The sequence below is a fragment of the Mesorhizobium sp. WSM4806 genome (assembly GCF_055811635.1).
In genome coordinates, this window is record NZ_JBVVQZ010000002.1 from 110620 (window position 1) to 136307 (window position 25688).

Sequence of the window (25688 nt, forward strand, 5' to 3'; positions counted from 1 at the left end):
GTCACCATTCGGAACGCGGGTCGTCGAGAGGCACCGGCTCGCCGTCGCCACCCTGCCACCCTTGCGGCTCTTCGGGTTCAGCCGGCGCCTGGCGCACGGCGCGGCGCTCGGAAAGGCGGCTGGCGGGGCTGCCAGGCGCGTCAGGTGGGGCGGGAGTACCGGAGAGCGGCGGCGCAGCGGACGCTAGCAGCTGCTTCAGTTCTAGGGCTGCCTCGCGGAACGCTGCCTCGCCGGCTGCCTTGGCGGCGGCAAGGCGGTCGCGCTCTCCCTGCGCGTCAGCCGCTCGTTCCAGCTGCCAAGGGGTCTGACCCGCCGCGCGTAGAGCACGGCCGCGATCTAACGCGGCCTTGAAGTCGGGGTATTCTAGCCGCCAGCGGCTCAGCGTACGGACGGTGCAGTTAACCTGATCAGCGATTTCACTGAGAGATCCGCCCTGCTCGGCGAGCTCCGTGGCCGCGGCCAAGCGGGACGCTGTCAGGTGGGGCTTCCGCTTCTTTAGGGGCTGTCGCATATGTATAGACAAATTTTACGTTTCAGATCTGGCGATTGCGGTTCCCAAGCAGCTCTACCACTTCGGCCCAAAGCCGTTCGAGCTCCGCGCGCTGGCGAGCTTCTGCGGGATCGGGAGCTGGCTTGACGGGGCCGGCTGGTGCCGGAGCAGAGATCTCACTTCGTCGAACAGCCTCTGTAGCTCATCATCATTTTTTGGCGTGGCCATCTTGTCAGTCTCCTTCAAGCGCCCGTGGCGGTGGCGGCGGCTGATCGCCATCGTCGAGCGGCGCTTTCGGGGGTTTGCCGCCGGGGGGGGCGCAAGAGCGCGCGGTACTTTCAAGGTTGATGAAGTTGCTCACGACTTGGCGCTCCCTTATAACGTCAGCGGCAGTTTCGCTCGGCCTTGGCCTTAGGCTTTGCAGGCGCCGGGTAGCGCGCGGCTGGCGCGGGTGTGATGCGCGGTTTGACTTCGCCATGCTCGTCTGTGGCGTAAAGACGCTTCCGGCGCCTGAGCTCACGGCGGCGAGCTTCGAAGTCGATGATGCTGTCGTCGGTCATGGCCGTTGCGAACCGGATGGCGTCGATGGCCGCCTTACGCTCTAGCTCTTCGAGTTCTTCGGGTGTCATCTCGTGGCCCTCTTAGGTGGTTTTGGCAGGGGGCGATCGTCGCCGCCGTAGAGCAGGGCGATAACTCAATGCATCACTCAAACCCGCCCCTAAAGACTGAATAGGAAAAAAGGGGGGTGTTCTTTTTTCCCTCACACAAAAGAAACCGAAAATTATGAGGTATTGAGTTATTTTAGGTCTTATGTTTTTGATATACATGCGTTTTTTCCATAACTCAGACGCCATTTTCCTAAGGTACTGCTGAGGTATTGAGTTATTTTCGCTTGCTACGGGCGCTTTGAAAGTCGGCGACGTTGTCTTTTGGGTCATGCGGTTCCGTCGCCTTGCCCTCCGAAAGCACCGCTTCACGCAGCCCCGCCCTCGCCTCCCATTTCTTCCGAAGTTCGTTCGTCCTGGTGTAAACAGGCAGCTTCAGCTTCTCCCCCCTTTGTTCTACCGTGATCAGCCAGTTGACGCGGTTGCGTATCCCGACGCGGAGGAGCTTTCGTTCCGCCATATTCTTGGCGGTGTGCTTCCAGCTGCCGGAAGGGCCGTCGGAGGGGTAGCTCAGGACGTAGGTTTTACGCGCCGTCTCCATCGCATCGATAACCTGCGAGATCGTCATGACCTCATGCTTCATATCGGCGAGCGCATACTCCAGCCCGCGGTCCAGGTCGCTCTTGGACATGTCGGACATGGCTTGCTTGCCCACTGTCATCGGCGGCACTTCGTGCGGCGAGAACTCGAACTCGCTGAACTTCAGCAGCGCGTCCACGAAGGCCGCCACATTGGCCGGGTTGCTCATCCACGCCGATACCTTTTTCCAGAACGCATCGCCGCGCGGCTCGCCGTTGGTGATGACGTAGAACCTGCGGTCGTTCTCAGGGATGGGGAAGGCGTCGGCGTGGTTGGTGGCGATGATGAACGACGCGAACACCATCTCTTTACCAATGAGCCCGTACTTGTGCGCGATGCGGGCCGCGTTGCCCTCGCCGGGGTTGACGAGCTCTTTCAGGCGCTCGTAGGCGTTCACCTTGGCCCTGTACCTGGTGCTGCCGGTTTCCACTTCTGAGCTTTCGTTGACGATGACCATCAAATTGTCAGACAGCCATTCGTTGAAATGCGCCTGTCCGTCTTTCCCCATCAACGTGGCGTGCGATATCTCGCTCACATACTGCGCACCGAATATCCGGCTTACGAACCTGTTGAGCATGCCACGGCCGGTGCCGTAACTGTCCCGCGCCACCATCACCACGCCTGGACCGCGTTCGTAAGGGTGCAGGTACTTGTACGACAGCCACTGCATGAACCAGAACCGCTCTTCATCGTCCGGCACGAGCTGCCTCATGAACTCCAGCCCGATCGCCGCTGAGCCGCCTTCGGCGTCGTGAATGGGTGGGTTGTAGCTGTTGACGAATGTCCTCTCCCCGTCGTCGTACAGCGGTCGCTCTTTGTCGGGGCGCATCTGCACGCCGTCCACCGTATGCAGCGTTTTAGACTTCTTCCACCACGCGACCGGGTTAACCAGCTGCAGCTTCCCGTCGACGAACGCCATGAACGAATGCTTGGCCATCGCCTCTTCGAACGCTTTTAGCGTGACCATCGACAGTGCCGCCCTGCGGTGGATCGGCACGACACGCGCCCCGCTAACCGTCGGATACAGCGCGTATAGGTGCAGCAGCTTCGCGACGACGTCGCGGCCTTCATCATCCGGGTTTATGACAAGGTGCTCGTCGTCTTCCGCGTCTGGCTTCAGCGCGCGCAGCCGCGCCGCCAGCTCGTTTATGTCCGGGATGCTGTCGTCGGCCCCGGCGCTGCCTAGCTCTTTCCTCTTGGCCTTGACCGCATCATCAAGCATGCCAACCGGTATATTCATCTTGGCGGCGCTCGGCTTTCGCTCCGAGCCGTACTCCTCAAGGTCAAGCCCCGCGAGCCGCTCGAGCTCCCGTTCGATCTTCTCTTCGCGGCGCGATTGATTGTTGGTTTCGTCGGTCACTTAACTGTTCCTTGCTGTCTGGCAGCGTCGCGCCGTCGCCATTCCTGTTCGATACGGTCGCGAATGCTTGGCTTCTGCGATAGCTCCAGAAGCTTCCTCGCTATGATGTCGTTGGCCGGCGCCGCCCGGGACGCCCTGAACATGGCCGCGATGTCGGGCCGCTCGCGCCAGCCGGGGCTGGACTTCTCAGCCCAGTAGAACACCGTGCCCGCACCGGCGCCTTGCCCGGACCTGAATGTGTCCCATTTGCTGTGGCAGTTTCCGCCCTCGTAAGTGTCGGATTGCATCGACCACGTATCCCAGAGCGCTAACCCTTCAGCGCTGCCGTCGGTGGCGTGGTAAAGCCCCGCGCCGATCGCGATCCATCGATCGTAGGTCTCCGGGTAGATCGACATGACAGCCATGGCTGCCGCCAGGAGCGGCAGCGGCGCTTGCGGATCGGCCGCCGACCGGCGCACGGCAGACTGCTGCCGAACCACTTTCTTAGCCCAGCCTGCGGCAGTACAGCTGCGGTTGACGTAATCGAGGAGCGCAAACCCGTGATCCTGGGTGATGAGCGACAGGGCCGACTTTGCCGTGTCGACCAGTTCCTGGTCCGGCCAGTAGTAGGGCTTGCCCGTGCCGGGATGGATCGCGTATGCGACGAATTGCTGCCCGTCGCCGAGCAGCTCGACCTTGTGCTCGTTGCCGTCCGGCGAGACGAACGTGTCGGACTTCAGCTTCCTGAAGGGCGTCTCGGTCCTGTAGACGAGCAGCTCTCTCGGCGGTTGCCCGATGCGCGCGATCGTCGGTCCGATGTTGTCGACGCACCAGCCATAGACCTTCTCGATCAGCCATTCTGACGGACTGTCAGCGTCTACGGCAGATGCGGACTTGGTCTTCACCCCGACGCCGTAGCCGCTGAAGATGCGGCGCCCTTGCGGTGTTTCGAGGAGAGCGCCGTAGTCCGTATTCTGCCAACCTTTTGCGGCAGGGTGCTTCGTCCCCGCCTTGATCGGCACCGGATCGTAACCGAGCTCGGCAAGGCGTGGTCCGTGCGTCTGGAAGAAGCCGCTGCTCATAGCCGCACCCTTTTTTCCACCACGTCACGGGCCACATCAGCCAAACGCCGGATATCTTCCGACGCATGGGCCTCAAAGACTTGGCGCGCCAAATCTTCGGATATCTCGGTTTCCGCACTTGCCGGCCAGAGCAGATAGACCCGCAGCCTGATGCCCGGCACGACGTTCCTGATAACGACATGGTACCGATACCCGGGTGGCACCGGCTTAAGGCCTCGTGCCATCGTTTCGTAATCTGAGACTTCCGCCAGGCTCGCCGGACGCAGACGGTGCTGCCGGTGCGGGAAGCGTTCGAAGTAGCGACGATCGGCCTCTGTGATTTCATCGACTTTTGGCGCGTTGCGCAGAAGTGCGCGGCGTTGCGCACGATTTAGCCCGCCCGCGTTGTCGAGCCGGTATGTGATCTTATCGAGCATTCGACTGGCCTATGGTTAGGCCGTCGCGAGGGTCTTGACAGCGAGGATAGGAAAATTTACCTATGAGTTATCAGCCCTCGTCGGTAAACACCCCTTGCCCCGGCCGGTCCTCGCGACTGGCCGGGTTTCGTTTAGGCGGCTCGTCCTTTGAGGAAGCCACCACGGTTGGGCTGCGTGTGCTGTGCCAATTGGTCGTCCTGGCGGCGTGCGGCCCAGGCCTCGAGCCATTCGTCGATCTCCGCTTCGACCCATATGCGCCGGCCCGGCATCCGCTTGGGAAACATGCCCGCCGCTTCCATCCGTCGAAGGTGTTCGGCGCTGTAGGGAATGCCCTTCTCAGGCTTCAGTGCTGCGTGCGGGATGAGTTTCATTTCCGTGCCCCGTGTCGTTGGCGTTGCTGATACGTGGCAGGAAATCAGACGCCGCGCACGGCGTCTTGGAGTGGAATTACGTTTTGGCTTTCCACTCCATCCGACGGTATAGCTCGACGCTCTCTTGGTAGTGTCGAGACCCCCGCCAATCCCGCACAGTGGCCTCGGCGGACTTCTGCGGATTATTATTATCCTTGCTCAGCAGCAGGCCGGTATCGCACAGGTGCTGGGCGACCCTGTATCGCGGCGCTGGAGCGCTCGCGGGATATGTCGCTTCGAACTTGACGGCGGCCCGGTAGGCCTTCTCGCTGGTGGAATGGTAGGGCGGCTTGCTGGCGCCTCTCTTGAGGAAAGCGATCGCGTCGACCAGCCTTGACAACTCATAGGGGACTGGCACCTCAGCGTCGACGTACGCCCCTGTCAGCCATACGACAGCCGCCTTGACTGTCTCTTTCGAGTACCCCTTCACTGGCACCCCGCCCTTTCCTACGAGCGCCTGCCATTGCTGCCACAACCCGCGCGCGTAGGCGTCCAGCACCTCGGGGTCTTCCTCGGGCATAAGCGCGTGCCGCCACAGGAGGCTGTCGTCCGCAACTAGGCGCGCGTCCTTGTCGAAGCGGGGGAGCAGCGCGTCCATTAGGCGCGCGTCCGGATTGGCGTCACGTTGCCCGATACTGGCGGGTTCGGCGCCGGCGACACGATCTCCCGCAGCTTGCGCGACCACTTGTCCAGCGCCTCGCGCATTTCGTCGGCGAATTCGTATTGATCGTATGTGCGTTCAAGGCCCTTCTTGCCGTGGCCGGCGACCATTTCGGCGACATTGCTCGGCACTTTCAACGAGGAAAGCCGGGTCCGCACGGTGCGCTTCAGATCGTGATTGTGGAAATCGACCGCGCCGCTGATCGGCGCGGCGCGCCTCCTCGCCATCGCCTTCAGGATGTTGGCGACGTGCTTGCGCTGGCGCTCCTGCGGCTTGCCAAGCGAAGATGATGGTTTCGTGCCGAACGTGGTCGAGAAGATATGGTCGCCGGTATTCTTGCCGGTGAAGCGCGGCAGGCTTTCCAGCAGCGCGACCGCGTCGTCGCTGAGGTGGACCAGATGCGGCACGTCCGACTTGAAGCGCTCCGGAGGAACGGTCCAGAGCCTTTTGGCAAGGTCGATCTCGCTCCATCGCGCCTCCGCCGCTTCGTTCTTTCGGACGCCGGTCAGCAGTAGGAATCGGAACAGCGGCCCATAGGGATAGGCCAGGCGCCCGGTCGCGCGCCAGAAGGCGACCAGTTCGTCATCAGTCAGGACGCGTAAGCGCGGCTTCTTCTTGCCGGTCAGTTTCTTCGGCTTCACGCTCTCGGCCGGCGAGAATTCAAGTCCGTATTTGTTGCCGGTGCGGGTGTCGCCATCGTCGATCGCCCAATTGAAAAACGCTTTAATATGACCGAGCACGTTCCGCGCATGTGCGCCGGCCGGCGCACGCTCGACAATGGCCTTGACAAGTTCCTTCACGTCAAAGCGCGTGATGTCGCTCACCATCTTGTCTTTCCAGACTGGGATAAGCTCTTTGCGGATTTCGTATTCGGCGACCTCGCCGCGGCGCTGGCCTTTCAGGGTCTTGATGTATTTCTCCACAACGACGCCGAAGGCGTTCTGATTGGCCCTCTCGACCTCCTGGGTGGCGTCCTGGGTGGCCTTCCGCTTCGCTTCCGCTGCCTGCCGCATCTCCTCGCGGGGATCGATGCCATTGCGGATCTTGCCCCGCCACTCGTCGGCCAAGGCGCGCGCCTGCTCCAGTGTCAGGTCGCCGCTTCCGTTGTCCTTGTATTCACCGAAGGCGTGGCGAACCGGATTGCTGCTGCCGGGAAACCGCGTCACCAGGCAAAACGTGCGGCGAAACTCGCCCTTGCCGTTTTCCGGCCCGACGCGGACGATCAGGTTGCGGGTCTGCTCGTCCTTCACATCGTACCACTTGCCGATAGGCTTCAGCGCCTTCACTTCGCGGTCGGTTTTATAGCTGCGCTTTTCCATACCGGTTGTCCTCTCGTGGCAACGCTATGGCAACAAAATTTGGGCGCTACTGCTTGTTGCCATGTGCTGGAATGTTGCACGGCATTGACTTAAATACAAGAGATGGTTGGATTTTATGTGCTACGGCGAACCGGTATGTGCTACGGTGTGCGGGCACAAATCACGGCTGTTAACCGGTTGGTCGCTGGTTCGAATCCGGCCCGGGGAGCCAACATTTTCAAGCACTTAGATACCAATCTGAACTCTGCAATTTCGCAGGCAACTCGCTCTGGGCTACATTCCGGGCTACATCTGAGGCAACAAGTGACTTTCGCGTTTGCTTTCGTCACTCGACGATTGGCGTTCGTCGCAGCTGACCGGCGCTTAAGCGGTGCGCCCGACGCGCATGGCCTTCTAGCTACCAAGCTGTGCAGCCTTGAGACGTCCGACGGTCAAGGTTCATCACTTACGCTGGCGCTGGCGCCAGGTCGGGCCGAAAGCCGTTCGAGGTCAGTGAGTGGATCGAGCGCGTTTTGCGTGGTGCCAACCGGACATTAAATCAGACCTTGTTGGAGATTGCTGCTGCTGCTGAGGAGCAACGTTTGGATAGCCATGCTGCTGGCCACACTTTCGGCTACGCGGGCTTCGTGGACGGGAAACCCAGGTTGCACGCGATCACATCGCGAGATGAAATGCGAATGCGGGTCAAAGACAAGAACTCGCCGGTGGACACCGGAGGCCACACCAGGTTTCGGGTGATGAATTTCAACCTCGGCGACCGAGTAGACAATTGCGCTCGCTCGTGGGAGCGGTGCCCAACATTTCCCGCCGCACGCAATTATACAGATGATGGCGAGGCAGTCTGCCAAGGCTCGCACGAAAGAAGTTGCTGCGGATCGTCTTTGCGCGTGGTTTAACCACATCAACCGAGAGATCAGCGCGAAAGAGTCCGCAACTGTCGGGCCTGAGGCAGTTTGCGCATGGAAATTCGCCGGAGGCGGAGGTGCGCACATTGCCTACGATGCCAACGGCCAGCGGAGTAACAACGCTGGCTTGTTGCCAGCAATTTCAAAAGGCTTCCCGCTGAACCAGTTGCTCCAGCCAATGTGGGACCAAATGCAACTGCGAATGAAAGGGTGGAAGCCGGGGGATCCTCCGCCGGTACCTTCCCGCGAGGACTTGGAGGAATTGAACAAGATCGCCCGGTCGATCGACACTAGACCGCAACGAAAATTCTAAAGACACCCCGCCTTGGTCAAATAACCCGCCACCGTGAGGCAGCGGGCGCCGTATGACCGCACTCTGCTTGACCTTCAGGCAGCCCTCGAATCCGCCGGGGTCGAGTTCATCCCCGAGAACAGCGGCGGCGCCGGGGTGAGGTTGAGGAAGAAATAACGCGGAAATCGTCAGCGCGCCCTTGCACTTGAAACTACACTTTTATGCGATAACCCTTTATGCGGATTGCTCTGGCTTGCCTTTGCGCCAGATCGGCGCGATGCTGCCCTTGGGAGTTGTCAAAGGAGAGATCTCCAGCAGCACACCGCTACCAGGAGGTAAGCGATGGGTCCTATGGAAAAGCCGCCTTATGTGCCGACAGAGATTCATGTCGGAACGGTCACGGACAAGATCGGCAATCTCGGAATCCTCTCAATCCAGACGACAGAAGGCCGCCTGGATGTTGCGCTTGACCGCCAGGCAGCGGAGGCGATCGTCAATGCCATTAGCGCAATTCGGAGGAAGCTTGCATCGAACCAAAGCTAGTGGCCTAGTCGTTCAACATTCTGCCGGTAAAAGCTTTCTAGTGACTTCCGCTTTTGCGGTTGGAGGGGCATCAACTGAAACGGCTTTGGAGATTCCTGATGCACCTCGTCATAGCAGCACTGAGATGGCAGTCCAATCGTTCGAAGGCAGCACTGCTCCTGGGATCGGCACTTCTCGCCGCTAGCGCATCCGTAGCATGGGCCGATGCTCTTGAGGTTTTGCAAGGCGTATGGGTCGGGGAACGCACCGACTGCACGAGGGTGTTCGAGAAGATCCAGGGGAAAGTCCGCTTCAAGGACCGTACCTATGCGTCCGAGCACGGTTTCATCATTACCGGCAACAAGGGAAAGGGCCCGGTTGGGGGCGCCTGCACGATCTCGCAAGTCAACGAGGAGAACGACCGCTTCTCTGCCCTATTAACCTGTGCGGACGCTGTTGTATCCCGGAACTTTTCATGGTCATTCCGCATCATCGACGCAACCCACTTTGAGCGCTTTGATGCGATGGTTGGTGCCTTTAAATACAAGAAATGCGCGTTCTGACTAAAGCGTTGAACAAGCCTGCCCGACACCCACTCATGGAACCGAGTCTAGGCTCATCCGATTTGAGGGCTAGAGGAGCCGAACACAGCCGTCTTGCTAAGTTAGCAGCGATGCTTGAGCGGCCTACAGTCTTCCCAGCCGGCGAACCTACCCCGTTTGCTGGTTAGGCCCGGCGGCCGGCTGTTGATCACCCCCAATAGTGGCTGTCGGGCCGCTCGAACTTGCGGTGATGGCTGAAATGCAAAAAGCCCCGCCGCTCCATTTGCGAAGCGGCGGGGCCCCCACTCGCCCCGATGCTGACCATGCAATTGCGGCGCCAGCAGCAAATGACCCACTGTGGGACAGGCCCACGGGCGCCGTGGTTTTTCCGTGCCGTACAGAGCCTCGCCAGCGTGCGTTCCCGCTGGCCGCTGTCCTACACCGCCGAAGCACCTCGCGCGTCCTGGCGGCCCCTTGTGCCAGCGCCGGCACTCACTCTTTTAGGCACCAAATTGACTCTAGGCTCATCCGATTTGACAGCCAGGGGAACGGAACGTGACCATTTTACTAAATTACAAATGATGCATTTAGCCGCCTATCGTAGAAGTAGCCGGCGACCGTCCCGCAGACGCCCCCTCGCCGGTCAGGCCCAGCGGCCACCCGCCCAACTCCAACTGACTGCTGGGCCGCCCATTGACTCTCGCTCTCGCTACTCAAAGCTCGGGCTGCGACGTGAACACCTTCGCCGTGCGTAACGGAAACTCAGGCGCTATAGAAAATACCTGCCAGCGAGGGCGTACCATGCCAAGCCCAGCATTGAGAGCACATACAGAACCAGGAACGGAAGCACGGGCGGCTGGCTGTCTAGGACGGCGTCAGCTTCTTCCCATTCCTCAACCAGATTGCGATCCCGCCACGCCTCCGTGACCGCGAAACCGTCCGGCCCGATTTTACCCTCGATCTCTCTCGAAATTCTTTTCGTGATATCGGCTAGGATCACTGGATCCTCGGGCAGGTTGCCCGGAAACCACTCAGGAAGATTGTCGCCATCGTTCTTGTCCATGGCGCCAACAATGTTTCTGCCTCACTTATGTTCCAAGTTGCTGAGCAAGATGGTGGCTGCCGAGCGAAGAAAGCACTGCGCCTAAAACTTGTAATACGCCCTATCCACGAGGGCGAAGCACTTGCGAAGGCAATCATTGAGACCGTCGCAAGGCTAGAGCGCCGCGACAGCGAAAATCCGTGACGCCTAAGCTCGGCGACGCTCTTCGGACCCCAGCCCTGCCCTGAGTGCCTCCAGGCTGTTCGCGCCATTTCTAAATAGCAACATGACTAGCCACGCGGCGTCGTCACGGCCTTGCTCGTCCGAAATCCCACGAGTGAGGCAATACTCGTCCAAAGCTTGGCGAAGAATGCTGAGCTGTTCCGGGTCAGCTATTCCTGTGAAAGGCATCGGGCCAACTCCCTTTTGCGTTAGGGCGAAAGCGATCGACACTTTCAATCGCCCCTGTGCCGTTCGAAAGCAGGCGACGGTTTATTGTACGAGATCGGGCAGAAGAGTCTATTCGGAAGTTGGTGGAAAAGCCCGCCTACCGCTTGGCAGCGAGGGCCTTTGCTTCCCGGAGCAGCGATGCCCAATGGAGCCCGAGGAAAAAGATAAGCTCTCGGGCCTGTTCTTCAGTAATGCCGGTTTCTGTGACCAAGCGTCGAACGACGACTTCAGGGTTGTTCGGCGTTCTGTCCTGTTCGTCAGCCATAGGAGAAACTCCTTACGTTGGTAACTTCGCTATCTAGCGCTTGTTCCCAAGCGCGTGACATCGGCTTATTGCCAGAGGCTGGCGCAACGGAAACTCAAAGCGCGCTATGGAAGATACCAACTAGCGAGGGCGTACCCTGCCAAGCCCAACATAAAGAGCGCATACAGAACCAGAAACAACGGAACCACGGGCGGCTGGCTGTCGATGGCGGGGTCAGCTTCTTCCCATTCCTCAACCAGATTGCGATCCCGCCTGGCCTCCGTGACCGCCAAACCGTCCGGCCCAATTTTACCGTCGATCTCTCTCGAAATTCTTTTCGTGATATCGGCTAGGATCACTGGATCCTCGGGCAGGTTGCCCGGAAACCCCTCAGGAAGATTGTCGCCATCGTTCTTGTCCATGGCGTCACCAATGTTCTCTGCCTCACTTATGTTCCAAGTTTCTAATGTGAAATTTTGACCAGATCCGGCCACCTCAACGGCGTGGTAAGGAAAGGCGGCTGTCGGGGAACGACACAACCAACCCTCAACCAGCCACCCAGACAAGCAGTGCGACGCCGATGAAGAGCATGGCCCGTTGGGCCTGTCCTAAACTTCTAGGCTGATTTGCCGGACGCCGATCACTTCCATGCACATCATGAAAAACGCGGCGGTGAAGCTGCCCCGGCTTATCTTGTTGGCCAGATTGCGCTCGCTCTCGTGCGCCCCTCGTTCATTCAATTTCTCGGCGAGCAGCGCATAGGTTATGCCCCGGCGTTTCAGCTCGCCCTTCAGAATGTTTTTTGCTTTTTCCTCATAGAACGCGGTGGGGGAAACATCGTCGGACATCATCATTTCTCCTGCGAAAAACACCGCAAATGATGATGTACCCCCTTGCATCTGCTGATTCAAGATCCCACATCCGATGTGCAACATCATCGGATGTGATATGTCTCGGCGATTTTTCCTCCTTGTGGCTCTTTTCCTCAGCCCCTCATTGGCCATGGCCGGGAAGAACGATGCCGAGTGGAACCCGCCCGCCCGCTTCGATCACGCCTATACCGGCCAGTTGGCCGTGCGTTATCTGCCTCAGAAGAAGGTCGTCACGGCTTGCGCAAAGCTGTTTGCCGAATACATGGTTGCGACGAAGTCATCCTTTACCCAGCGCGGGTGCTCAGCGATCACCAACAAGACATCCTGCACCGTGATTGTGATCGACAAGACCTTTGGGCTAGCTACGCCGAAGGCAGTCCTTCGCCACGAAATCGGCCCATTGCAATGGCTGGTCGGCGAGCCACCCTGACTAGTACTTCGGGTACGATTGCAGGAGCATCGAAACGAGCGCGCTGCTGCTGCTGCTGGTAAAACTGACCACACGGTTGCTCTGCAGCACAGTCGGATGATCCCAGCCCCAACTTCTCGTATGGCTGCCCTGGGTGTCCTCGCCGTGCTCTGTCAGATTGGTCCAGGTGATGTTGTTCGTGTTGCGCTTGCCCTTGTCGCCGTAACGGCGTCGCTACCGGCCAGAAACTGCTTGGGCGGATTGTCCATGCCGGCGATTTTCACAAGGGCGTCGCCAAGTTTGGCGGGGTCACCCTGCTGCTTGCCGTTGTAGCCGGACCACATGGCTTTGGCGCTGCCTTCTGCAGCATAGTCGTCGATGGTGCTGCTGCCTGGCCTTCTGATCGTCGAGGAGGTCGGTGCGGAAAAAGCCCGGCGCGACGGCTGTGACAATGATGCCGAATTGAGCGACTTCCTGAGCCACCGACTGCGAAAGGCCTTCGACGGCGAACTTGGCGGCGCTATAGGCTCCGCAATGCTTGAATCCGATGATTCCGGCGAGCGAACTGACGTTGATAATGTGTCCTGAGCGCCGCTTGCGCATGACCGGAATGACCGCACGCATGACGTGAACCACGCCGTGCAGATTGGTCGAAATCAGCCCATCGAATTCAGCGGTGGTCATCTCTTCGAAATTGCCGAGCAGGCTGTAACCGGCATTGTTGACCAGAACGTCGATGCGGCCGAACGCCTCCATCGCCTTGTCGACGGCCGCCTTGGCCTGAATTGCATCGGCCACGTCCAACTGGACGACCGCAAGTCTGTCGCTGGCGACACCACGCAGGGCGTTCCTTATCTTGTCGGGATTGCGGCCGGTGGCGACCACCCGATCGCCTGCTCCCAGTGCCGCCCTGGCGGTTTCGGCGCCGATGCCGCTGCCAGCCCCTGTGATGAACCAGACTTTGCTCATATCCAACTCCTGTTTTCGATGATCAGGAAGTTAGGTGATGGCGCGCCGGCCGATTAGACGGCATAATCGGCATGAAGTTAGAAATCACATTGATAAATGATCGGCCACCCCTTACCCCCTGTATCGGAGGGCGTCGACCAGAAGCGTGAAGGCGGCAGTATGCTGCCGCCGGCTTGCATAATAGAGGTGGTAGCCCGAATATGGCGGGCACCAGTCTTCCAGCACCCGGACCAGGCGGCCGTCCGCAATATGCTGGGATATCTGGTTTTCGAACGTGTACACCAAACACAAGCCATCGACTGCGGCATGCAAGAGCATCTCGCTGTCGTTGAAAATAACCGGTCCATTGACCCGGACCTCAAGTTCGACACCGTCCTGTTCGAACTCCCAGGCATAAAGGCCGCCCCCGGTGTTCTGGCGATAGCTTGCGCATCGGTGTTCGCTCAAGTCGCGGGGTGTCTGCGGGGCGGGATGATTGGCAAAGTAGGCCGGGGATCCCACGACTGCCATCCTGACGTCTGGGCTGATCCGGACCGCAACCATGTCCTTTTGCACCTGTTCACCCATGCGGATACCGGCGTCGAAGCGCTCTGCGACAATGTCGGTGAGACCTTCATCGACATGGACCTCAACCATGATGTCGGGATAATTCTGCAGCAGTTTCGACAATACGGGCCACAGGACAGTTTGGGCGGCATGCCGGAACGTGGTGATGCGAATCGTGCCTGCAGGCTTGTCGCGAAGCGCGGTGAGCGCAGCAATTTCACTGTCGATATGGTCGAATGCCGGCCGCAGGCTGATAAGCAGCCTTTCGCCTGCCTCGGTCAGCGACAGGCTGCGCGTCGTTCGCGAGATCAACCGCACACTGATCCGTTGTTCGAGCATGCGCACCGCATAGCTGAGCGCGGATTGGGAGAGGCCGAGCTTCGCGGCCGCGCGTGTAAAACTCCCCTCCTCGGCAACCGCGATAAACACAGCCCATTCGCTGAAGTCGCCTTTTCTCACCTATAAACCTCATTTCTGTATCCATGAGGATTATGGCAGATAATCAGCATACCTGTCTCGTCATATTTATGCTCCGCGCGCCCCGACGGCACGAGTCAGCATCAGGACTGCCTGGTACTGCGCGGATTCCGAACGCCCCGATGGCAGCCGAGCGCCGACAAGGCGTTATCTGCCTTGCTCGCTGCCGGAACAGCAAGCAGCGAGCAGAAGCGGTCTGGCGTAAAAACGGCTACTTCAGATTGAACGGCAATTGACGCAGCGGTTTTCCCGTGAGCCGTGCTATTGCGTTGGCAAATGCCGGCGCCAATGGTGGTAAGCCGGGCTCGCCCATGCCCGTGGGCGGTTCGGCGCTAGGGACGATGTGGATGTCGAATTCCGGCACGTCCGTGATGCGCGCCACCGTATAGTCACTGAAGTTGCCCTGCTCGACGACGCCGTCCTTGAGCGTTATTGCAGAGCCTGCCAAGCACATCGACAAGCCCATGATCGCCGCGCCCTGTACCTGCGCCTCCACGGTCAGAGGGTTGACGGCCAGATTGCAGTGAACCCCGGCCGTGACCCGATGCAGTTTAGGCTGTCCATCGGCAACAGAGGCTTCCACTACGTAAGCGACCACTGAGCTGAAGGACTCGTGCACCGCCACACCCCAGGCCCGCCCCTCGGACAATTGCGTCTTGCCGTACCCGCTCTTGTCGACGGCCAGCTGCAATGCGTCACGATGGCGGATGTGCTGATCGCCGAAGAGCTGCATGCGGTAGGCTACAGGGTCTTGGTCGGTTGCACGCGCTATATCGTCGAGCAAGGTCTCCATCACATAAGCCGTATGGGTGGAGCCGACGCTGCGCCACCACAGAACCGGCACGTTGTCCTTGGGATGATGCACCGTCAGCCGCATTGGAAGCGGATAGGGAGCCCGCATGCCCTCCGTCGTGGCGGCGTCGATGCCGTTCTTCACCATGAACTGCTCGAACACGGTTCCGGTAAGTATCGACTGGCCGACGATGCTGTGATCCCAGGCCAGCACCTTGCCTTGATTGTCAAAGCCGATGCGGGCGCGGTGCAGGTGCAGTGGACGGTAGTAGCCGCCCCTCATATCGTCCTCGCGGCTCCAAAGCGTACGGATCGGTGCATTCAGCCCCGCCGACCTGGCGGCCCTGGCTATTTCGCAGGCCTCGACCACGGTGTCGGAGGTGCTGGAAAAGCGCCGACCGAAGCCGCCGCCCGACATCTGCACGTTAAGCACGACCTGTTCCGGCTTGAGGCCGAGCGCGGCCGCGGCAGCGGCGGCATCGGGTCCGGCACTTTGGCTTCCCATCCAGATCTCGGCACGATCATCGGCAAGCCGTACCGTGCAGTTCAGCGGTTCCATCGCCGCGTGGGCGAGATACGGGAACACGAACTCAGCTTCCAGCTTCAGCGGCGCCGTTTCCAATGGCACCATGTCTGAATCGAACTGGCGCGGGCCGGGCCGACTGGCCATCTCGCGATAGTGCGCGAGTTGCCGTTCGCTATCGACCTTTTCGACGGCAGATGTGTCCCACTCCACCTTAAGGGCATCGCGGCCCTGAGACGCCTGCCAATATCCGTCGGCCACGACGGCCACGCCCTCGGCACCGCGATCCAGCGGCACGCGCAGGACGGCCCTCACGCCCTTGACGGCGCGGGCTGCGCTGTCGTCCAGGGTGGCTATCCTGGCTCCGAAGACCGGAGGACGAGCCACCACGGCCGTCAATTGTCCCGGCAGCTTGAAGTCGATGCCAAAACTCTGTTGGCCGCTGCTCTTGGCTTGAGCGTCCAAACGCCGGGTGGGCTGGCCGATGATGCGGAAATCCTTGGGATCCTTCAGCGCAATCTTCTGCGGCACTGGCAAGGCCATGGCCGCTTCGGCAAGTTCTCCATAACCGAGCTTGCGGCCATCGGAGGCCAGAACCGCGCCGGCCTCGGTTCGCAGAGTGGACGCCTCCACGTTCCAGCGGGTCGCCGCGGCCGCCAGCAGCATGGCGCGAACACGAGCACCCAGCTCGCGATATTGCGTAAAGCTGTTCTTGATTGTGTTCGAACCGCCGGTAAGGTGCATGCCGAAGAGCGGATCGACATAGGCCATGTCATTGGTGCCGAGTTGGCTGCGCACCAGGTTCCAGTCCGCATCGAGTTCTTCGGCAAGGATCATGGGCAATGCCGTTTGGACGCCTTGACCGAACTCCAGCCGGTTGATTGTGACCGTAACCTCTCCATTGGGCGCGATGTGGACAAATGCAGAGGGCTGCTCGGTCGGCTTCAGACTGGCTGCCGCCTCATCGGCCTCGGACGACTGCGCGACTGCCAAATCAGGGAAAATGCCGACAGCCAGGCCGAGGGTCCCCGTCAGCTTGAGAAAGCTGCGGCGTGGCATCGCCTGGACCGTCGTTGAACGGCCCCGTTCCAGGATGTGTTGCAGCGCACGCGGCAGCTCTTTGTGATCCATGTTGGGGAACATATGCGTCTCCTTCAGACGAGGGTGCTGGCGGCGTCGGCTATAGCGGCGCGGATACGGGCATAGGTTCCACAGCGGCAGATGTTTCCGGCCATGGCGGAGTCGATCTCTTCGGCGGTCGGCTGCGCGCCGGGCGACAGCGACGCGAGCAAAGCCGTCGCGCTCATGATCTGGCCGCTCTGACAGTAGCCGCATTGTGCCACGTCGTGCCTGACCCATGCAGCGTGGACAGCCGAGCCGACACGGTCGGTGCCGTCGGTTGTCTTTTCAATCGTGGTGATCCTGCCGCTTTCAACGGCGGAAACCGGTGTGCTGCACGAGCGGATTGCCTCGCCATCCAGATGCACCGTACAGGCGCCACAGAGCGCTGCGCCGCAGCCGAATTTGGTGCCGCTCATTCCGAGCGTGTCACGCAGGACCCAAAGGATCGGAGTTTCGGGGTCAACGTCAATCTCGTGCTCTCGCCCGTTGATATTCAGTGAGATCATGGCCGGTAGGTTCTCCTGGGTTGCTCCACCCGAACAGGTTTCCCAAGCGGCCTGGGGCTTCCCGGCCGACTGAGACATTGGCAAGTTGGTGGCTAGCGCTAAAGCTAGCTCGCCGGGCGATGCTGGATTAGACTGCGCAATTTGCATGACCTTAGAAACGTGGTTTCTGAATGCGTCACACAGGCGAGGCACGTCCGCGTTTGCGCGGTCAGCGCCGGCATTGCCGTTCACTGTGTTCAAAGAAGGTGCGCAGTGGAACTCAGCAAGCCGGGTCGGTCGATTGGATCGCCGAGCTTGCGCGGAATGGCTGCCCTCTCCCGGCGGAGTGGGCATAATTGCAACGGGGTTCGCCGACGATGATGCGGAGCTAGAGAGACGCAAACACGTACCCCACCGGTGTATTCCACAGAATGTGCTATAGTTCTTGTCGTTCCACCGTCGATGAGAGGGCAGATGAGCGGACCAAGCGACCTCAATCTCTGGCACCGCATTGAAGGCTACAATTTCGATCAACCCGACATCGATCTGCCCTTCTCGGCCAGGCTTGCCCGAGAAAACGGCTGGCCGCCGGAGTTTGCGCAGCGTCTCGTCGAAGAATACAAAAAATTCGTCTACCTGATGTGCGTCTCTGACGAGATGCTGACCCCTTCGCAGGAAGTCGATGAAGCCTGGCACCTGCACCTCGTGTACACCCGTAGCTACTGGGACGATTTCTGCCGTGGTGTGCTGGGCAGGGATATCCATCACGAACCGACCGAAGGCGGTTGGGTTGGACGCCTTCCGAGAACGCCGCTCCGAATCGGCGAGCGCGCAGGTAAAGCCCGTCGAACAAACAACGTTGGAAGGGGAATCCTCGGAGGCCCGGCGAACTTCCGCGTCACGCCATAACCGATCTGGCGAACTTTGCTACGCCTTTCGTCGTGGCGAAACCCAATGCCGCCTGGCTCGGCGCCACCCTAGGCGACCCCACCTCCCCCCGCTCCCTGCGGCGCCGGCCATCTTTTCGCTAATGTAATGCATGTCGCGCAAAAGCACGCCCTCGGGCAGGAACTGAGGGTGCGCAGCGGTTTGCAATAACGGCATGCGTAACCACAAAAACCCCAAGCGCGCCGCATGCGTCGCACGAGTCCATTCCAACGCAACGCGCCTCAGGCAGCTACATCGGTTAGGCAGTAACGCCACCGCGACCGGTTTTCTGTGCCGTCATCCAGGGCATTGCTGCAGAGACGTCCTCGAGGATCTTGGCCGATCTCGCGAAGCCGGCGAAGGCCTCGCGTGCAACTGAAATGGGAACCTGGCCATCATAGGCGCGCTGGCAGGCGCGGAACGCCGTGTCAAAGATTGGCCCTCTGCGATTGTTCGGCCATTCCTGCAGGAACTCGAAAGCATCGGCCAAGCATTCGATTTCCTCCACCATGAACTCCCCTTTCCTGACGAAAACAGGCCGGTCGAAAGTCCTGTCGTTCATTACAACCTCCATTCAACTGAACGAGTGTTTGAGCTTCCACGAGAGCCGTGAGCGACGGCTGCGGAAAATATGTGAAGCGCACTTTTTGCTGTCAAGGAGCGGCCAATTCGGGACTGAAGCAAACCTCCTCGCAGGACAGGGACCGCATGCGGAACGTCGCTGTGTAGCGCTGCAACCCGCAGCCGAGGACGGGCGAACGCCATCGCTCCCGATGAAACCGAACTCTCGCAAAGGCCGTCGGCAGCATTCGTCACGCCGGAAGGCCTGGACAACAGCAGAAAGCCCGCGCCCTCGGGGAGAAGACGCGGGCTGACCGGAGCTACCGATCTCGCAGCATTGTATGAGGGGACAATACTACGCTGCTGGCACCAAACTGTCCTCGCAGGACAGTGTTCCAGCCTCACAGGCTGGCACAGGCAAAAAAAGCCCGCCGTACCCGCAGGTGCGACGGGCGATCAAGCGGTCAAGCACGGCTTGGGGGGCTGAGATGTGCCCGGTGCGCGCGGACCGAGAAAAATCATTCGCGTGCCGGCTGCCCGGCGTCTACCACCGCCAGTTGGAAGAGTGGGCCGAACGGAGAGCCCGCGCCTCTGCTGGAACAAGGACACGGCCTATTCGGCGCGCTCGCTGGCTCAGTCCGGCGCGCGCCTGGACGCGGCTTCCGCGCCCGGTCAATTCGCCTGGAACAAAACATTCCAGAGGTGGTTTTCCCCATGAAGGGACAGACTTTTCGAAGGAGACGTCTCGTGAAAAAAGTTCTGATCACCAGTATGCTGGCCATAGGCGTTGGCTGTGGCGCAGCATTCGCTCAGGAACAGCAGCCGGCCCAAAGCCAGTCCGGCACCGACTGCCCGGCCGGCTCGGCCGGTTGCCCGGAAGGTGCGATGGGCGAACAGGGTAAGGCCGGCGCCACCACCAAGGAGCAGGCTCAAGGCAAGGCGAAGATGCAGACCGACGAGCAAGCCCAGGGTAAAGCCGGCGTAACCGCCGAGCAGCAGACTCAAGGCGAGGCTGGCGCCACAACCGAGCAACAGGCGCAGGACAAGGCCAAGACCCAGACCGAGCAGCAGCCCCAGGGCGAGGCTGGCGCCACGACCGAGCAACAGGCGCAGGACAAGGCCAAGACCCAGACCGAGCAGCAGACCCAGGGCGAGGCCGGTACCACCACCGAGCAGCAGACCCAGGGCGGCACCACTCAGTCACAGGATGAGACGGAGACCGGCGCGATCAGCAATGTGACCGTTGAACAGAAAACGGAAATCACCCAGATCCTCAAGGAGGAAAAGGTCGAACCGGTTGCCGACGTCGATTTTGACATCTCAGTGGGTGTCGAGGTTCCGCGGCAGAGGGTTGAACTGCGTCCTCTGCCACGGCGAATCATCGAGATCGTCCCGGCTTACGAAGAGTACCAGTATTTCGTGTTGGCCGATGGCCGTATCGTCATCGTCGACCCGGATACATTCAAGATCGTCCTTATTCTGGCCTGACGCCCTAGTTCGGGCTAAACGAGGGGTCCGCTGCCCCCACGGCGGACCCCTCGTTTGCATGGACCAGTCTCTGCCACCAAAGGCACGGCTATTACGCCTGTTCAAACTGACAGGCTTTCTGCGTGTCGAGGTTTCTTCAGCCGCTTCCCACCTGGATTACATCTGGACGGCGTCCTCCCTGCTCAAAAGGCCTGAGCTAGGACTTCGGTCTGGCCGCTTGCCGACCATGGGCTGGCCCAGGCAGTGCTTTGGTCCGGGACCGCTATGGCAAAAGCCTGAAATGGGGGAGTTTGTAGGAACCGAGCTCCTGCTGGCGTCGTTGCGATCCCGACACCGTGACAGGAGGCTGCAATGGACCCCAGCATTCACCAGGCACGTTGGCTGCTTTTTCCGATATTTGGCCTGGCGTTCGGGGTTGGAGCCGTTGGGCTTTTCATCGGCTGATGAGGTCCACCGATGAAGGCAATGCACTCGCGCAGTTATGAGTCCCTTCCTGCGCCAGCGAGACCCACCGGTTCTCCCCCTCGAGACTGGTGGGTCTTGACACAGCCCGATGATGGCGAAAGCCTGATAAATCGGTGCAGTTCAGAAGATTGGCTTGGGCGAAGGATTGACTTGGGCGAATTCGAAATAGGCAGAGATGCAACATAGGGCGTGACGGTAAAAGGATATTCTGGCGTGCTATTGGCAAATTCATTGATCACAAACGCAATACGGCCGCAGCGCCCGAAGCATTGTGAGACAAGAGTTCTCGCCGGTGCGCGGCCTGCCCGGCCTCAATCGCAGCGCAGTCTCAAATCTCTTCGAGGGCTTCGCGTCGCCATCTGCCTGAGCGCATCGGCCTTGGTTCTCGTCGTCAGCCCCTACCGTGTGGCACAGGACGGCCTGTCCCTGACGCTAAGCCCACAGGCCGCCTGGGCACAAGGGAACTCTGGGAACGCTGGGAACTCAGACTCCGGCAACTCTGATTCCGGCAACTCCGGCTCCGGCAACTCCGGCTCCGGCAACTCTGGCTCCGGCAACTCCGGCTCCGGCAACACTGGCTCCGGCAACTCTGGCTCCGGCAACTCAGGAGACACTGAAAGCCCCGACAACTCTGGAAACGCTCCTGGAAATGCCACAGACCCTGGAAATGCCGCAGCCCCACAGGCCACGGACCCGAACGGCAATGCGAACAAAACAAAAGCACTGAACGTCACTCCCCCGACAAATCCGGCTACCGCGCTAAATCCTGGCAACAAGCCCAAGACGTATATCAACGTGACCACTGGAGACCGGATCGAGGTGCGCGGGGCAAGCGTGGGTGTGGTGCATTCCAACGGGCTGAGCGAGCGCATCGACGGCGGCCATTACGAGATGCGCGATGCCATGGGCCGCACCATCATTCGGCGGCAGGCAAAGACATCCGATCGGGCAAGACTGCTCCGGATGATCGAGTGATGGCGCGTTCCACAGGCCGCAAGGCTGTCTTGCTTCATGCAGGATCGCGGACAGGCGGATGCTGATGCTCGGTCGCGTCGCGCAATGTCATCGCGGCTTCGGTCCGGTTGCTCACATTGAGCTTGGCCAGAATCCGCGTCATGTGGTGCTTTATGGTTTTCTCGTGCAGGTTCAGCTGAAGACCGATCCGCTTGTTGCTCAATCCCGCGGCAACGAGCGTCAGGATCTCTCTTTCGCGACTGGTGAGTTCGGCCAGAACGTCGGGTTTCTCGATCGCGGTTGGTTGGCTGGACAGGTCGACCAACACGCGCGCCGACAATTGCGGACAAACATACCGTTCGCCCATCGCCACCGTGCGCAGTATGGCGGCCAGGGTTCTCGATCCGACACCTTTTAGGACATAGCCTCTTGCCCCGCTCTGCAAGGCGGCCATGACGTGCTGGTTTTCCTCCGAAACGGTCAGCATCACGATTTTCAGATCCGGGTGCCGCTCCAAGGCCGGCCCGACTGCGCTGAGGCCCCCTCCAGGCACTGAGATGTCCATCAGCAGAATATCGAGCTGCTGGTCTTCCGATATCCGCAAGGCGTCATCTCTACTGCTGCCTTGGGCAACGATCTCGAACCCGCCGATCTGCTCGAGGGTGCGCACAACGCCTTCCCTGAACAGCGGATGGTCGTCGACAATGGCGAGCTTTATGGCCGCTGCCATCACGCCTGTCCTATTTCGACTGTGTTGAGAACCATTTTCACCACCGTGCCGTTCTGTGAAGATGTTACATCAAATTGGCCGCCGAGGCTTTCTACCCGCTCACGCAGCCCGATGAGCCCCAGCCGTTCAGGATGGATGATCTTCGGGTCGAAACCTGGGCCGGTGTCGGAAACCTCGATAGAAACGCGCTCCCCGTCGAAATGTTTCGCGACCGATTGATCGGCACCCCCGGCATGGTGAAAGCCGTTGTTCAGCGCCTCCTGAATGAAGCGAAAGATGCAGATCTTGGCCGCTGGCGACAAGGGTGTGTGGCTCCCGGTCATGGACAGCATCACTTTGACGCCGGTCCGCTCTTCGTGCGCTCGCACGGCAAGCTCGAGGATTTCCGTCAACTCGGCATTCTCGACATGCGGCAGCATAAGACCCTTGCTGACATTCCTGATTTCTCGCATCGCATCGTCCAGATTCGCTTTGACCACCTGCAATTCCCGTGCGCGCGCCGCAGCCGGCGTGGCCGGATCGGTCAGCACGGGGCTGTCAATCCCCAGCGCAGCGAGGGCAACCAACTGCGCCGGCCCGTCGTGCAGGTCCGCGCCGATTCGCCTGAGGTGACGTTCGTTAAGTGCCGTGGCGCGCTGCGAAGCACGTTGCACCCGCAGCCTCAACATTCTGTTTTGAGCGACCAGATCGGAAAGTTCGGCAATACGCTGCTTCAAGGAGCGGCTCTGGGAACGAATCGTGCGGCTGCCACGAAAAACGATCACCGAAAGCCCGAGGAAAAAAACCGCGGTGACTGCTGCGACATCGAACCAGGTCCGAACGAGTGCCTGCCGGAGATCCTTTTCAAAATCGGTGGCGATCTCGTCGAATTCCAAAACAGCCACGACTTCGCCCGACCACGGCTGAAGCATCGGATTATAGATTTCAAGAAGATGCAGGCTGCTGTCCCTCTCAGCCTGGTTATCATAGTCCCTGTCCAATTCAGCAACCATGTCGCCGGCGAATGCGGCCCGGAGATTGTCGCTGAGTGGAAGGCGCTTCCCGACCAAATTTTTATTGGTTGAATAGAGGATGGTGCCATCGCGGCGCCAGAGCTTGAATGATTCGAGCCTTGTGCCGAGTGCGCCTTGTCCCAGCGTTTCATCCAGCGCGTGCGCAACGCTCTCGTCCAGCATCTCACTCGTGCGCATGTCGGGAAGCAGCGGCGCGATGACGCTGTCGACGTAAAGAGCGGTAGAGGCGGCCGAGTTCCGGGTGACGGCGGCTTCTATCTGGCTTGTCACGGACATTCCCACCACGATCATCGCCGACAGCGAGAACAGCCCGCCGGCGAGCAGAAACTGAGTGGCCAGCGACAGTGCATTCCACCGATCGAGCAATCTTGTCGGTCTGTATGGCGCCATATCTCCACTGGCCCGGTCGGCGGCGCGTCGCGCCAGCGGCACGATTCGAGAGAACCAGCCAATCTGTCGTCGAACGACGCTAAATGACGCCATCTTTGATCTGCACCGATCAATAACAAGGGAACTTAGGGCTTGCGGGCTGGACGAAAACCGCAACCTTGCGGTTTTTTGCGCAAGCGCCACTGCCATGGTTGAGCGAGGCAGCAAATATGACTCCTCAACCACGTGCTGCCGGCACCGGTCGCCCCTGGCAGCGCGGCGGAAGGTGCGGCGTCTTTCACTTCCGGTCGCGCAATGCTCTCACCGCTTGCGTAAGGGTCACCCGATCGTTGCCGTTCTTTTTGATCAGCCTGCTGACCTGGCTGGGCGAAACGCCATTTTCTCGCGCGAAATGCTCCACCTCGTAATACTGGTCCACCGACAGGCGGTCGCGGTCGAGAAACGATCGATCTTTGTTGTTGTCGTCCATTTCCGTTTTCCCACTAAAGCTCGTTTGAACATTGGACGCAAACGAGGGACCACCCGCCAAATCGAGGAATGGCGGGTGGTCCCTTATCGGCGCAGGAAGGGACTTAGCTGCGCAGATATCTTCGTCCATCAGCCACATCGTTAAGTCGGTCGTTCATCAGCTGACGACTATTCCAATTGCCAGGAAGGCAATGGAGACAGCGAAGACCGGTGCAAGTAGCCAGCGGGCTTGGTGAACACTATTCTCCATCGATTCCTCCCGTGACGCACGGCGAGCAACGAGTGCTGGCAGTCGTGGTTCCGGGCCACACGCCATCGTCGCCCTTTGCGCACGACAATTCAGACTTAGGTCCATCGGCACGGCGTCTCTGGTCGGACCGAAGCCCAGCCGCGGAACGTTTGCAGCTGTCTCGTTGTTGAAGGTGAGCTTGGCGCGACGAAGATGCGTCCCAGCGCAAGACAGCTCATCAGGAAGGAAAAACTTATGAGAATGCATCTTTCCACTGCAGCCGCAGGATTTCTGCTGCTGGCAAGTGTCGGCGCCGTGGCTGCCCAGGACGTGATCATCCAGCCCGAACAGGAGACCGTCATCAGGGAATATGTGAAAAAGCAGCCGCTCGCCTCGGTGAACCTGCTTGGCGTAGAGCTCAATATCGGCTCGGCGCTGCCCGAGACGGTCGAGCTTCATGAAGTTCCCGACGTCCAATATCGCTACGTCGTCGTCGACAATCGGACCGTTCTTGTCGATCCAGGCACACGCAGGATCGTTAAAATCATCGATTGACTGAAATGGCCTGGGGAGGAGACGCCCGCCGCTTGGACGCGGCGGGCCGTCTTGCCGTTCCGCTGTCGCCTACGGTTCAAAGCGCCTACGGTTTCATAGCGCCCATGGTTCATAGCAATTGAAGCGTGCAGTCGGTGCGCCCCGAAACCCGCGGCATCGTCCTTTGGGCGCGACGCGTCAGACTTAGGTCCTACGCAAAGGCCTGCCAAATCGGACCGAAGCCCAGCTAAGGAACGTTTGCGGCTGCCTCCAGTTTGGGTAAGCAAGGCGCTGATGCCGTCCAGCGCAAATGGGCTTACAAGTCACAGACATAAAGGAGGCAGTTATGAGAATGCATCTTTCCACCGCAGCCGCGGGCCTTTTTCTGCTGGCCAGCGTTGGCGCTGTTGCCGCTCAGGACGTGATCATCGCGCCTGAACAGGAGACCGTGATCAGGGAATATGTGAAAAAGCAGCCGCTCGCATCCGTGGAACTCCCTGGGGTGGAACTCAATATCGGTTCAACGATACCCGAGACGGTCGAGCTTCACGAGGTTCCCGACGTCGAGTATCGCTACGTCGTCGTCGACAATCGCACCGTTCTTGTTGATCCCGGCACACGCAAGATCGTCAAGATCATTCAGTGACCTGAACGCGAGGGGAGGAGACGCCCGGGGGGGGGGGGGGGGGGGGGGGGGGGGGGGGGGGGGGGGGGGGGGGGAATATAAAAAAAAAAAAAAAAATATGTATAAAAGCACCACCACCGCCGGGCCGGGG

28 protein-coding genes are annotated in these 25688 nt (G+C 60.0%); 8 read left to right on the forward strand and 20 right to left on the reverse strand.

Translation table 11 applies throughout. The features are described 5' to 3' along the window. Nucleotide 1 precedes the first annotated feature (1 nt). The 8 genes from AC0L2M_RS03200 to AC0L2M_RS03235 form a co-directional block, all read right to left on the reverse strand. Nucleotides 2–511 carry a helix-turn-helix domain-containing protein gene (locus AC0L2M_RS03200; protein WP_473534273.1) on the reverse strand — a complete coding sequence of 170 codons (510 nt, stop codon included), beginning with the start codon at nt 509–511 and terminating at the stop codon, nt 2–4. Nucleotides 512–873: 362 nt separating this feature from the next. Then, nucleotides 874–1119 (reverse strand): hypothetical protein, encoded by a 246-nt coding sequence (locus tag AC0L2M_RS03205; RefSeq protein WP_473534012.1) that lies wholly within the window; start codon nt 1117–1119, stop codon nt 874–876. Between the two features lie 253 nt (nt 1120–1372). Further along, on the reverse strand, nt 1373–3094 hold the full coding sequence (locus tag AC0L2M_RS03210) for a primase-helicase family protein (RefSeq protein ID WP_473534013.1): 1722 nt from the start codon (nt 3092–3094) through the stop codon (nt 1373–1375). Then, nucleotides 3091–4155 (reverse strand): PriCT-2 domain-containing protein, encoded by a 1065-nt coding sequence (locus AC0L2M_RS03215; RefSeq protein ID WP_473534014.1) that lies wholly within the window; start codon nt 4153–4155, stop codon nt 3091–3093. Before AC0L2M_RS03215 ends, AC0L2M_RS03210 begins: the two co-directional genes overlap by 4 nt. Continuing rightward, nucleotides 4152–4571, reverse strand: coding sequence for a hypothetical protein (locus tag AC0L2M_RS03220; protein ID WP_473534015.1), 420 nt, complete (start codon nt 4569–4571; stop codon nt 4152–4154). The genes AC0L2M_RS03215 and AC0L2M_RS03220 overlap by 4 nt, the downstream gene beginning before the upstream one ends. A 131-nt stretch (nt 4572–4702) precedes the next feature. Further along, nucleotides 4703–4942: a helix-turn-helix transcriptional regulator gene (locus tag AC0L2M_RS03225; protein WP_473534016.1), complete on the reverse strand. Its 240-nt coding sequence runs from the start codon at nt 4940–4942 to the stop codon at nt 4703–4705. 76 nt (nt 4943–5018) lie between these two features. Beyond that, the gene (locus AC0L2M_RS03230) at nt 5019–5579 is read right to left on the reverse strand and encodes a hypothetical protein (RefSeq protein WP_473534017.1); all 561 of its coding nucleotides are present in this window, start codon (nt 5577–5579) and stop codon (nt 5019–5021) included. Next, nucleotides 5579–6961: a tyrosine-type recombinase/integrase gene (locus tag AC0L2M_RS03235; protein WP_473534018.1), complete on the reverse strand. Its 1383-nt coding sequence runs from the start codon at nt 6959–6961 to the stop codon at nt 5579–5581. The genes AC0L2M_RS03230 and AC0L2M_RS03235 overlap by 1 nt, the downstream gene beginning before the upstream one ends. Nucleotides 6962–8500: 1539 nt before the next feature. Here AC0L2M_RS03235 and AC0L2M_RS03240 point away from each other — a divergent pair. Then, nucleotides 8501–8701 carry a hypothetical protein gene (locus tag AC0L2M_RS03240; protein WP_128170874.1) on the forward strand — a complete coding sequence of 67 codons (201 nt, stop codon included), beginning with the start codon at nt 8501–8503 and terminating at the stop codon, nt 8699–8701. A 98-nt stretch (nt 8702–8799) separates the two neighbouring features. Beyond that, nucleotides 8800–9243 (forward strand): hypothetical protein, encoded by a 444-nt coding sequence (locus tag AC0L2M_RS03245; RefSeq protein ID WP_473534019.1) that lies wholly within the window; start codon nt 8800–8802, stop codon nt 9241–9243. Nucleotides 9244–9991: 748 nt separating this feature from the next. On the opposite strand, the gene AC0L2M_RS03250 is transcribed toward AC0L2M_RS03245, so the two are convergent. The 4 genes from AC0L2M_RS03250 to AC0L2M_RS03265 all read right to left on the reverse strand — a co-directional run bounded on the left by AC0L2M_RS03250 (nt 9992) and on the right by AC0L2M_RS03265 (nt 11869). Further along, nucleotides 9992–10285 carry a hypothetical protein gene (locus AC0L2M_RS03250; protein ID WP_128246820.1) on the reverse strand — a complete coding sequence of 98 codons (294 nt, stop codon included), beginning with the start codon at nt 10283–10285 and terminating at the stop codon, nt 9992–9994. Nucleotides 10286–10811: 526 nt separating this feature from the next. After that, entirely contained in the window at nt 10812–10979 is a 168-nt protein-coding gene (locus AC0L2M_RS03255) for a hypothetical protein (RefSeq protein ID WP_473534020.1), read from the reverse strand. Nucleotides 10980–11083: 104 nt separating this feature from the next. Then, on the reverse strand, nt 11084–11380 hold the full coding sequence (locus AC0L2M_RS03260) for a hypothetical protein (protein ID WP_473497669.1): 297 nt from the start codon (nt 11378–11380) through the stop codon (nt 11084–11086). Between the two features lie 186 nt (nt 11381–11566). Then, entirely contained in the window at nt 11567–11869 is a 303-nt protein-coding gene (locus AC0L2M_RS03265; RefSeq protein WP_287285440.1) for a DUF6471 domain-containing protein, read from the reverse strand. A gap of 13 nt (nt 11870–11882) precedes the next feature. Between AC0L2M_RS03265 and AC0L2M_RS03270 the strand changes: the two genes are divergently transcribed. Next, on the forward strand, nt 11883–12260 hold the full coding sequence (locus AC0L2M_RS03270; protein ID WP_473534021.1) for a hypothetical protein: 378 nt from the start codon (nt 11883–11885) through the stop codon (nt 12258–12260). Between the two features lie 288 nt (nt 12261–12548). Here the strand turns inward: AC0L2M_RS03270 and AC0L2M_RS03275 are convergent, their stop codons facing one another. From AC0L2M_RS03275 to AC0L2M_RS03290, 4 genes are all read right to left on the reverse strand, one after another. After that, nucleotides 12549–13208: an SDR family oxidoreductase gene (locus tag AC0L2M_RS03275; protein WP_473534022.1), complete on the reverse strand. Its 660-nt coding sequence runs from the start codon at nt 13206–13208 to the stop codon at nt 12549–12551. Nucleotides 13209–13319: 111 nt separating this feature from the next. Continuing rightward, nucleotides 13320–14213 carry a LysR family transcriptional regulator gene (locus AC0L2M_RS03280; RefSeq protein ID WP_473534023.1) on the reverse strand — a complete coding sequence of 298 codons (894 nt, stop codon included), beginning with the start codon at nt 14211–14213 and terminating at the stop codon, nt 13320–13322. 229 nt (nt 14214–14442) lie between these two features. Further along, a complete protein-coding gene (locus tag AC0L2M_RS03285) occupies nt 14443–16689 on the reverse strand; it encodes a xanthine dehydrogenase family protein molybdopterin-binding subunit (protein WP_473534024.1) in 2247 nt (748 codons plus the stop codon). A gap of 11 nt (nt 16690–16700) precedes the next feature. Next, the gene (locus AC0L2M_RS03290; protein ID WP_473534025.1) at nt 16701–17174 is read right to left on the reverse strand and encodes a (2Fe-2S)-binding protein; all 474 of its coding nucleotides are present in this window, start codon (nt 17172–17174) and stop codon (nt 16701–16703) included. A 453-nt stretch (nt 17175–17627) separates the two neighbouring features. Between AC0L2M_RS03290 and AC0L2M_RS03295 the strand changes: the two genes are divergently transcribed. Beyond that, nucleotides 17628–18062, forward strand: coding sequence for a glycine-rich domain-containing protein (locus tag AC0L2M_RS03295; protein ID WP_473534026.1), 435 nt, complete (start codon nt 17628–17630; stop codon nt 18060–18062). 277 nt (nt 18063–18339) lie between these two features. On the opposite strand, the gene AC0L2M_RS03300 is transcribed toward AC0L2M_RS03295, so the two are convergent. Then, complete coding sequence (locus tag AC0L2M_RS03300) at nt 18340–18642, reverse strand: DUF982 domain-containing protein (RefSeq protein WP_023803628.1); 303 nt, start codon at nt 18640–18642, stop codon at nt 18340–18342. Between the two features lie 746 nt (nt 18643–19388). Between AC0L2M_RS03300 and AC0L2M_RS03305 the strand changes: the two genes are divergently transcribed. Further along, on the forward strand, nt 19389–20129 hold the full coding sequence (locus tag AC0L2M_RS03305; RefSeq protein ID WP_473534027.1) for a DUF1236 domain-containing protein: 741 nt from the start codon (nt 19389–19391) through the stop codon (nt 20127–20129). An 843-nt stretch (nt 20130–20972) separates the two neighbouring features. Next, entirely contained in the window at nt 20973–21569 is a 597-nt protein-coding gene (locus AC0L2M_RS03310) for a hypothetical protein (protein WP_473534028.1), read from the forward strand. A 34-nt stretch (nt 21570–21603) separates the two neighbouring features. On the opposite strand, the gene AC0L2M_RS03315 is transcribed toward AC0L2M_RS03310, so the two are convergent. From AC0L2M_RS03315 to AC0L2M_RS03325, 3 genes are all read right to left on the reverse strand, one after another. Then, nucleotides 21604–22278: a LuxR C-terminal-related transcriptional regulator gene (locus AC0L2M_RS03315; RefSeq protein ID WP_473534029.1), complete on the reverse strand. Its 675-nt coding sequence runs from the start codon at nt 22276–22278 to the stop codon at nt 21604–21606. Further along, on the reverse strand, nt 22278–23681 hold the full coding sequence (locus tag AC0L2M_RS03320; RefSeq protein WP_473534274.1) for a sensor histidine kinase: 1404 nt from the start codon (nt 23679–23681) through the stop codon (nt 22278–22280). The genes AC0L2M_RS03315 and AC0L2M_RS03320 overlap by 1 nt, the downstream gene beginning before the upstream one ends. Before the next feature lie 277 nt (nt 23682–23958). Beyond that, nucleotides 23959–24279, reverse strand: a complete 321-nt coding sequence (locus AC0L2M_RS03325) for a DUF3606 domain-containing protein (RefSeq protein WP_287257902.1) — start codon at nt 24277–24279, stop codon at nt 23959–23961. 354 nt (nt 24280–24633) lie between these two features. On the opposite strand from AC0L2M_RS03325, the gene AC0L2M_RS03330 reads away from it, so the two are divergent. Both AC0L2M_RS03330 and AC0L2M_RS03335 read left to right on the forward strand, forming a co-directional pair. Next, on the forward strand, nt 24634–24933 hold the full coding sequence (locus AC0L2M_RS03330) for a DUF1236 domain-containing protein (RefSeq protein ID WP_027156174.1): 300 nt from the start codon (nt 24634–24636) through the stop codon (nt 24931–24933). Between the two features lie 325 nt (nt 24934–25258). Continuing rightward, nucleotides 25259–25558: a DUF1236 domain-containing protein gene (locus AC0L2M_RS03335; RefSeq protein ID WP_031256955.1), complete on the forward strand. Its 300-nt coding sequence runs from the start codon at nt 25259–25261 to the stop codon at nt 25556–25558. Nucleotides 25559–25688 lie beyond the last annotated feature (130 nt).

What these genes read in the sequence shown, in the direction of transcription:
- AC0L2M_RS03200 (WP_473534273.1), bottom strand. Translation starts at nt 511, where the DNA reads ATGCGACAGCCCCTAAAGAAGCGGAAGCCCCACCTGACAGCGTCCCGC.
- AC0L2M_RS03205 (WP_473534012.1), bottom strand. Translation starts at nt 1,119, where the DNA reads ATGACACCCGAAGAACTCGAAGAGCTAGAGCGTAAGGCGGCCATCGAC.
- AC0L2M_RS03215 (WP_473534014.1), bottom strand. Translation starts at nt 4,155, where the DNA reads ATGAGCAGCGGCTTCTTCCAGACGCACGGACCACGCCTTGCCGAGCTC.
- AC0L2M_RS03220 (WP_473534015.1), bottom strand. Translation starts at nt 4,571, where the DNA reads ATGCTCGATAAGATCACATACCGGCTCGACAACGCGGGCGGGCTAAAT.
- AC0L2M_RS03225 (WP_473534016.1), bottom strand. Translation starts at nt 4,942, where the DNA reads ATGAAACTCATCCCGCACGCAGCACTGAAGCCTGAGAAGGGCATTCCC.
- AC0L2M_RS03230 (WP_473534017.1), bottom strand. Translation starts at nt 5,579, where the DNA reads ATGGACGCGCTGCTCCCCCGCTTCGACAAGGACGCGCGCCTAGTTGCG.
- AC0L2M_RS03235 (WP_473534018.1), bottom strand. Translation starts at nt 6,961, where the DNA reads ATGGAAAAGCGCAGCTATAAAACCGACCGCGAAGTGAAGGCGCTGAAG.
- AC0L2M_RS03240 (WP_128170874.1), top strand. Translation starts at nt 8,501, where the DNA reads ATGGGTCCTATGGAAAAGCCGCCTTATGTGCCGACAGAGATTCATGTC.
- AC0L2M_RS03245 (WP_473534019.1), top strand. Translation starts at nt 8,800, where the DNA reads ATGCACCTCGTCATAGCAGCACTGAGATGGCAGTCCAATCGTTCGAAG.
- AC0L2M_RS03250 (WP_128246820.1), bottom strand. Translation starts at nt 10,285, where the DNA reads ATGGACAAGAACGATGGCGACAATCTTCCTGAGTGGTTTCCGGGCAAC.
- AC0L2M_RS03255 (WP_473534020.1), bottom strand. Translation starts at nt 10,979, where the DNA reads ATGGCTGACGAACAGGACAGAACGCCGAACAACCCTGAAGTCGTCGTT.
- AC0L2M_RS03260 (WP_473497669.1), bottom strand. Translation starts at nt 11,380, where the DNA reads ATGGACAAGAACGATGGCGACAATCTTCCTGAGGGGTTTCCGGGCAAC.
- AC0L2M_RS03270 (WP_473534021.1), top strand. Translation starts at nt 11,883, where the DNA reads ATGTGCAACATCATCGGATGTGATATGTCTCGGCGATTTTTCCTCCTT.
- AC0L2M_RS03275 (WP_473534022.1), bottom strand. Translation starts at nt 13,208, where the DNA reads ATGAGCAAAGTCTGGTTCATCACAGGGGCTGGCAGCGGCATCGGCGCC.
- AC0L2M_RS03285 (WP_473534024.1), bottom strand. Translation starts at nt 16,689, where the DNA reads ATGTTCCCCAACATGGATCACAAAGAGCTGCCGCGTGCGCTGCAACAC.
- AC0L2M_RS03290 (WP_473534025.1), bottom strand. Translation starts at nt 17,174, where the DNA reads ATGATCTCACTGAATATCAACGGGCGAGAGCACGAGATTGACGTTGAC.
- AC0L2M_RS03295 (WP_473534026.1), top strand. Translation starts at nt 17,628, where the DNA reads ATGAGCGGACCAAGCGACCTCAATCTCTGGCACCGCATTGAAGGCTAC.
- AC0L2M_RS03300 (WP_023803628.1), bottom strand. Translation starts at nt 18,642, where the DNA reads ATGAACGACAGGACTTTCGACCGGCCTGTTTTCGTCAGGAAAGGGGAG.
- AC0L2M_RS03315 (WP_473534029.1), bottom strand. Translation starts at nt 22,278, where the DNA reads ATGGCAGCGGCCATAAAGCTCGCCATTGTCGACGACCATCCGCTGTTC.
- AC0L2M_RS03320 (WP_473534274.1), bottom strand. Translation starts at nt 23,681, where the DNA reads ATGGCGCCATACAGACCGACAAGATTGCTCGATCGGTGGAATGCACTG.
- AC0L2M_RS03325 (WP_287257902.1), bottom strand. Translation starts at nt 24,279, where the DNA reads ATGGACGAAGATATCTGCGCAGCTAAGTCCCTTCCTGCGCCGATAAGG.
- AC0L2M_RS03330 (WP_027156174.1), top strand. Translation starts at nt 24,634, where the DNA reads ATGAGAATGCATCTTTCCACTGCAGCCGCAGGATTTCTGCTGCTGGCA.
- AC0L2M_RS03335 (WP_031256955.1), top strand. Translation starts at nt 25,259, where the DNA reads ATGAGAATGCATCTTTCCACCGCAGCCGCGGGCCTTTTTCTGCTGGCC.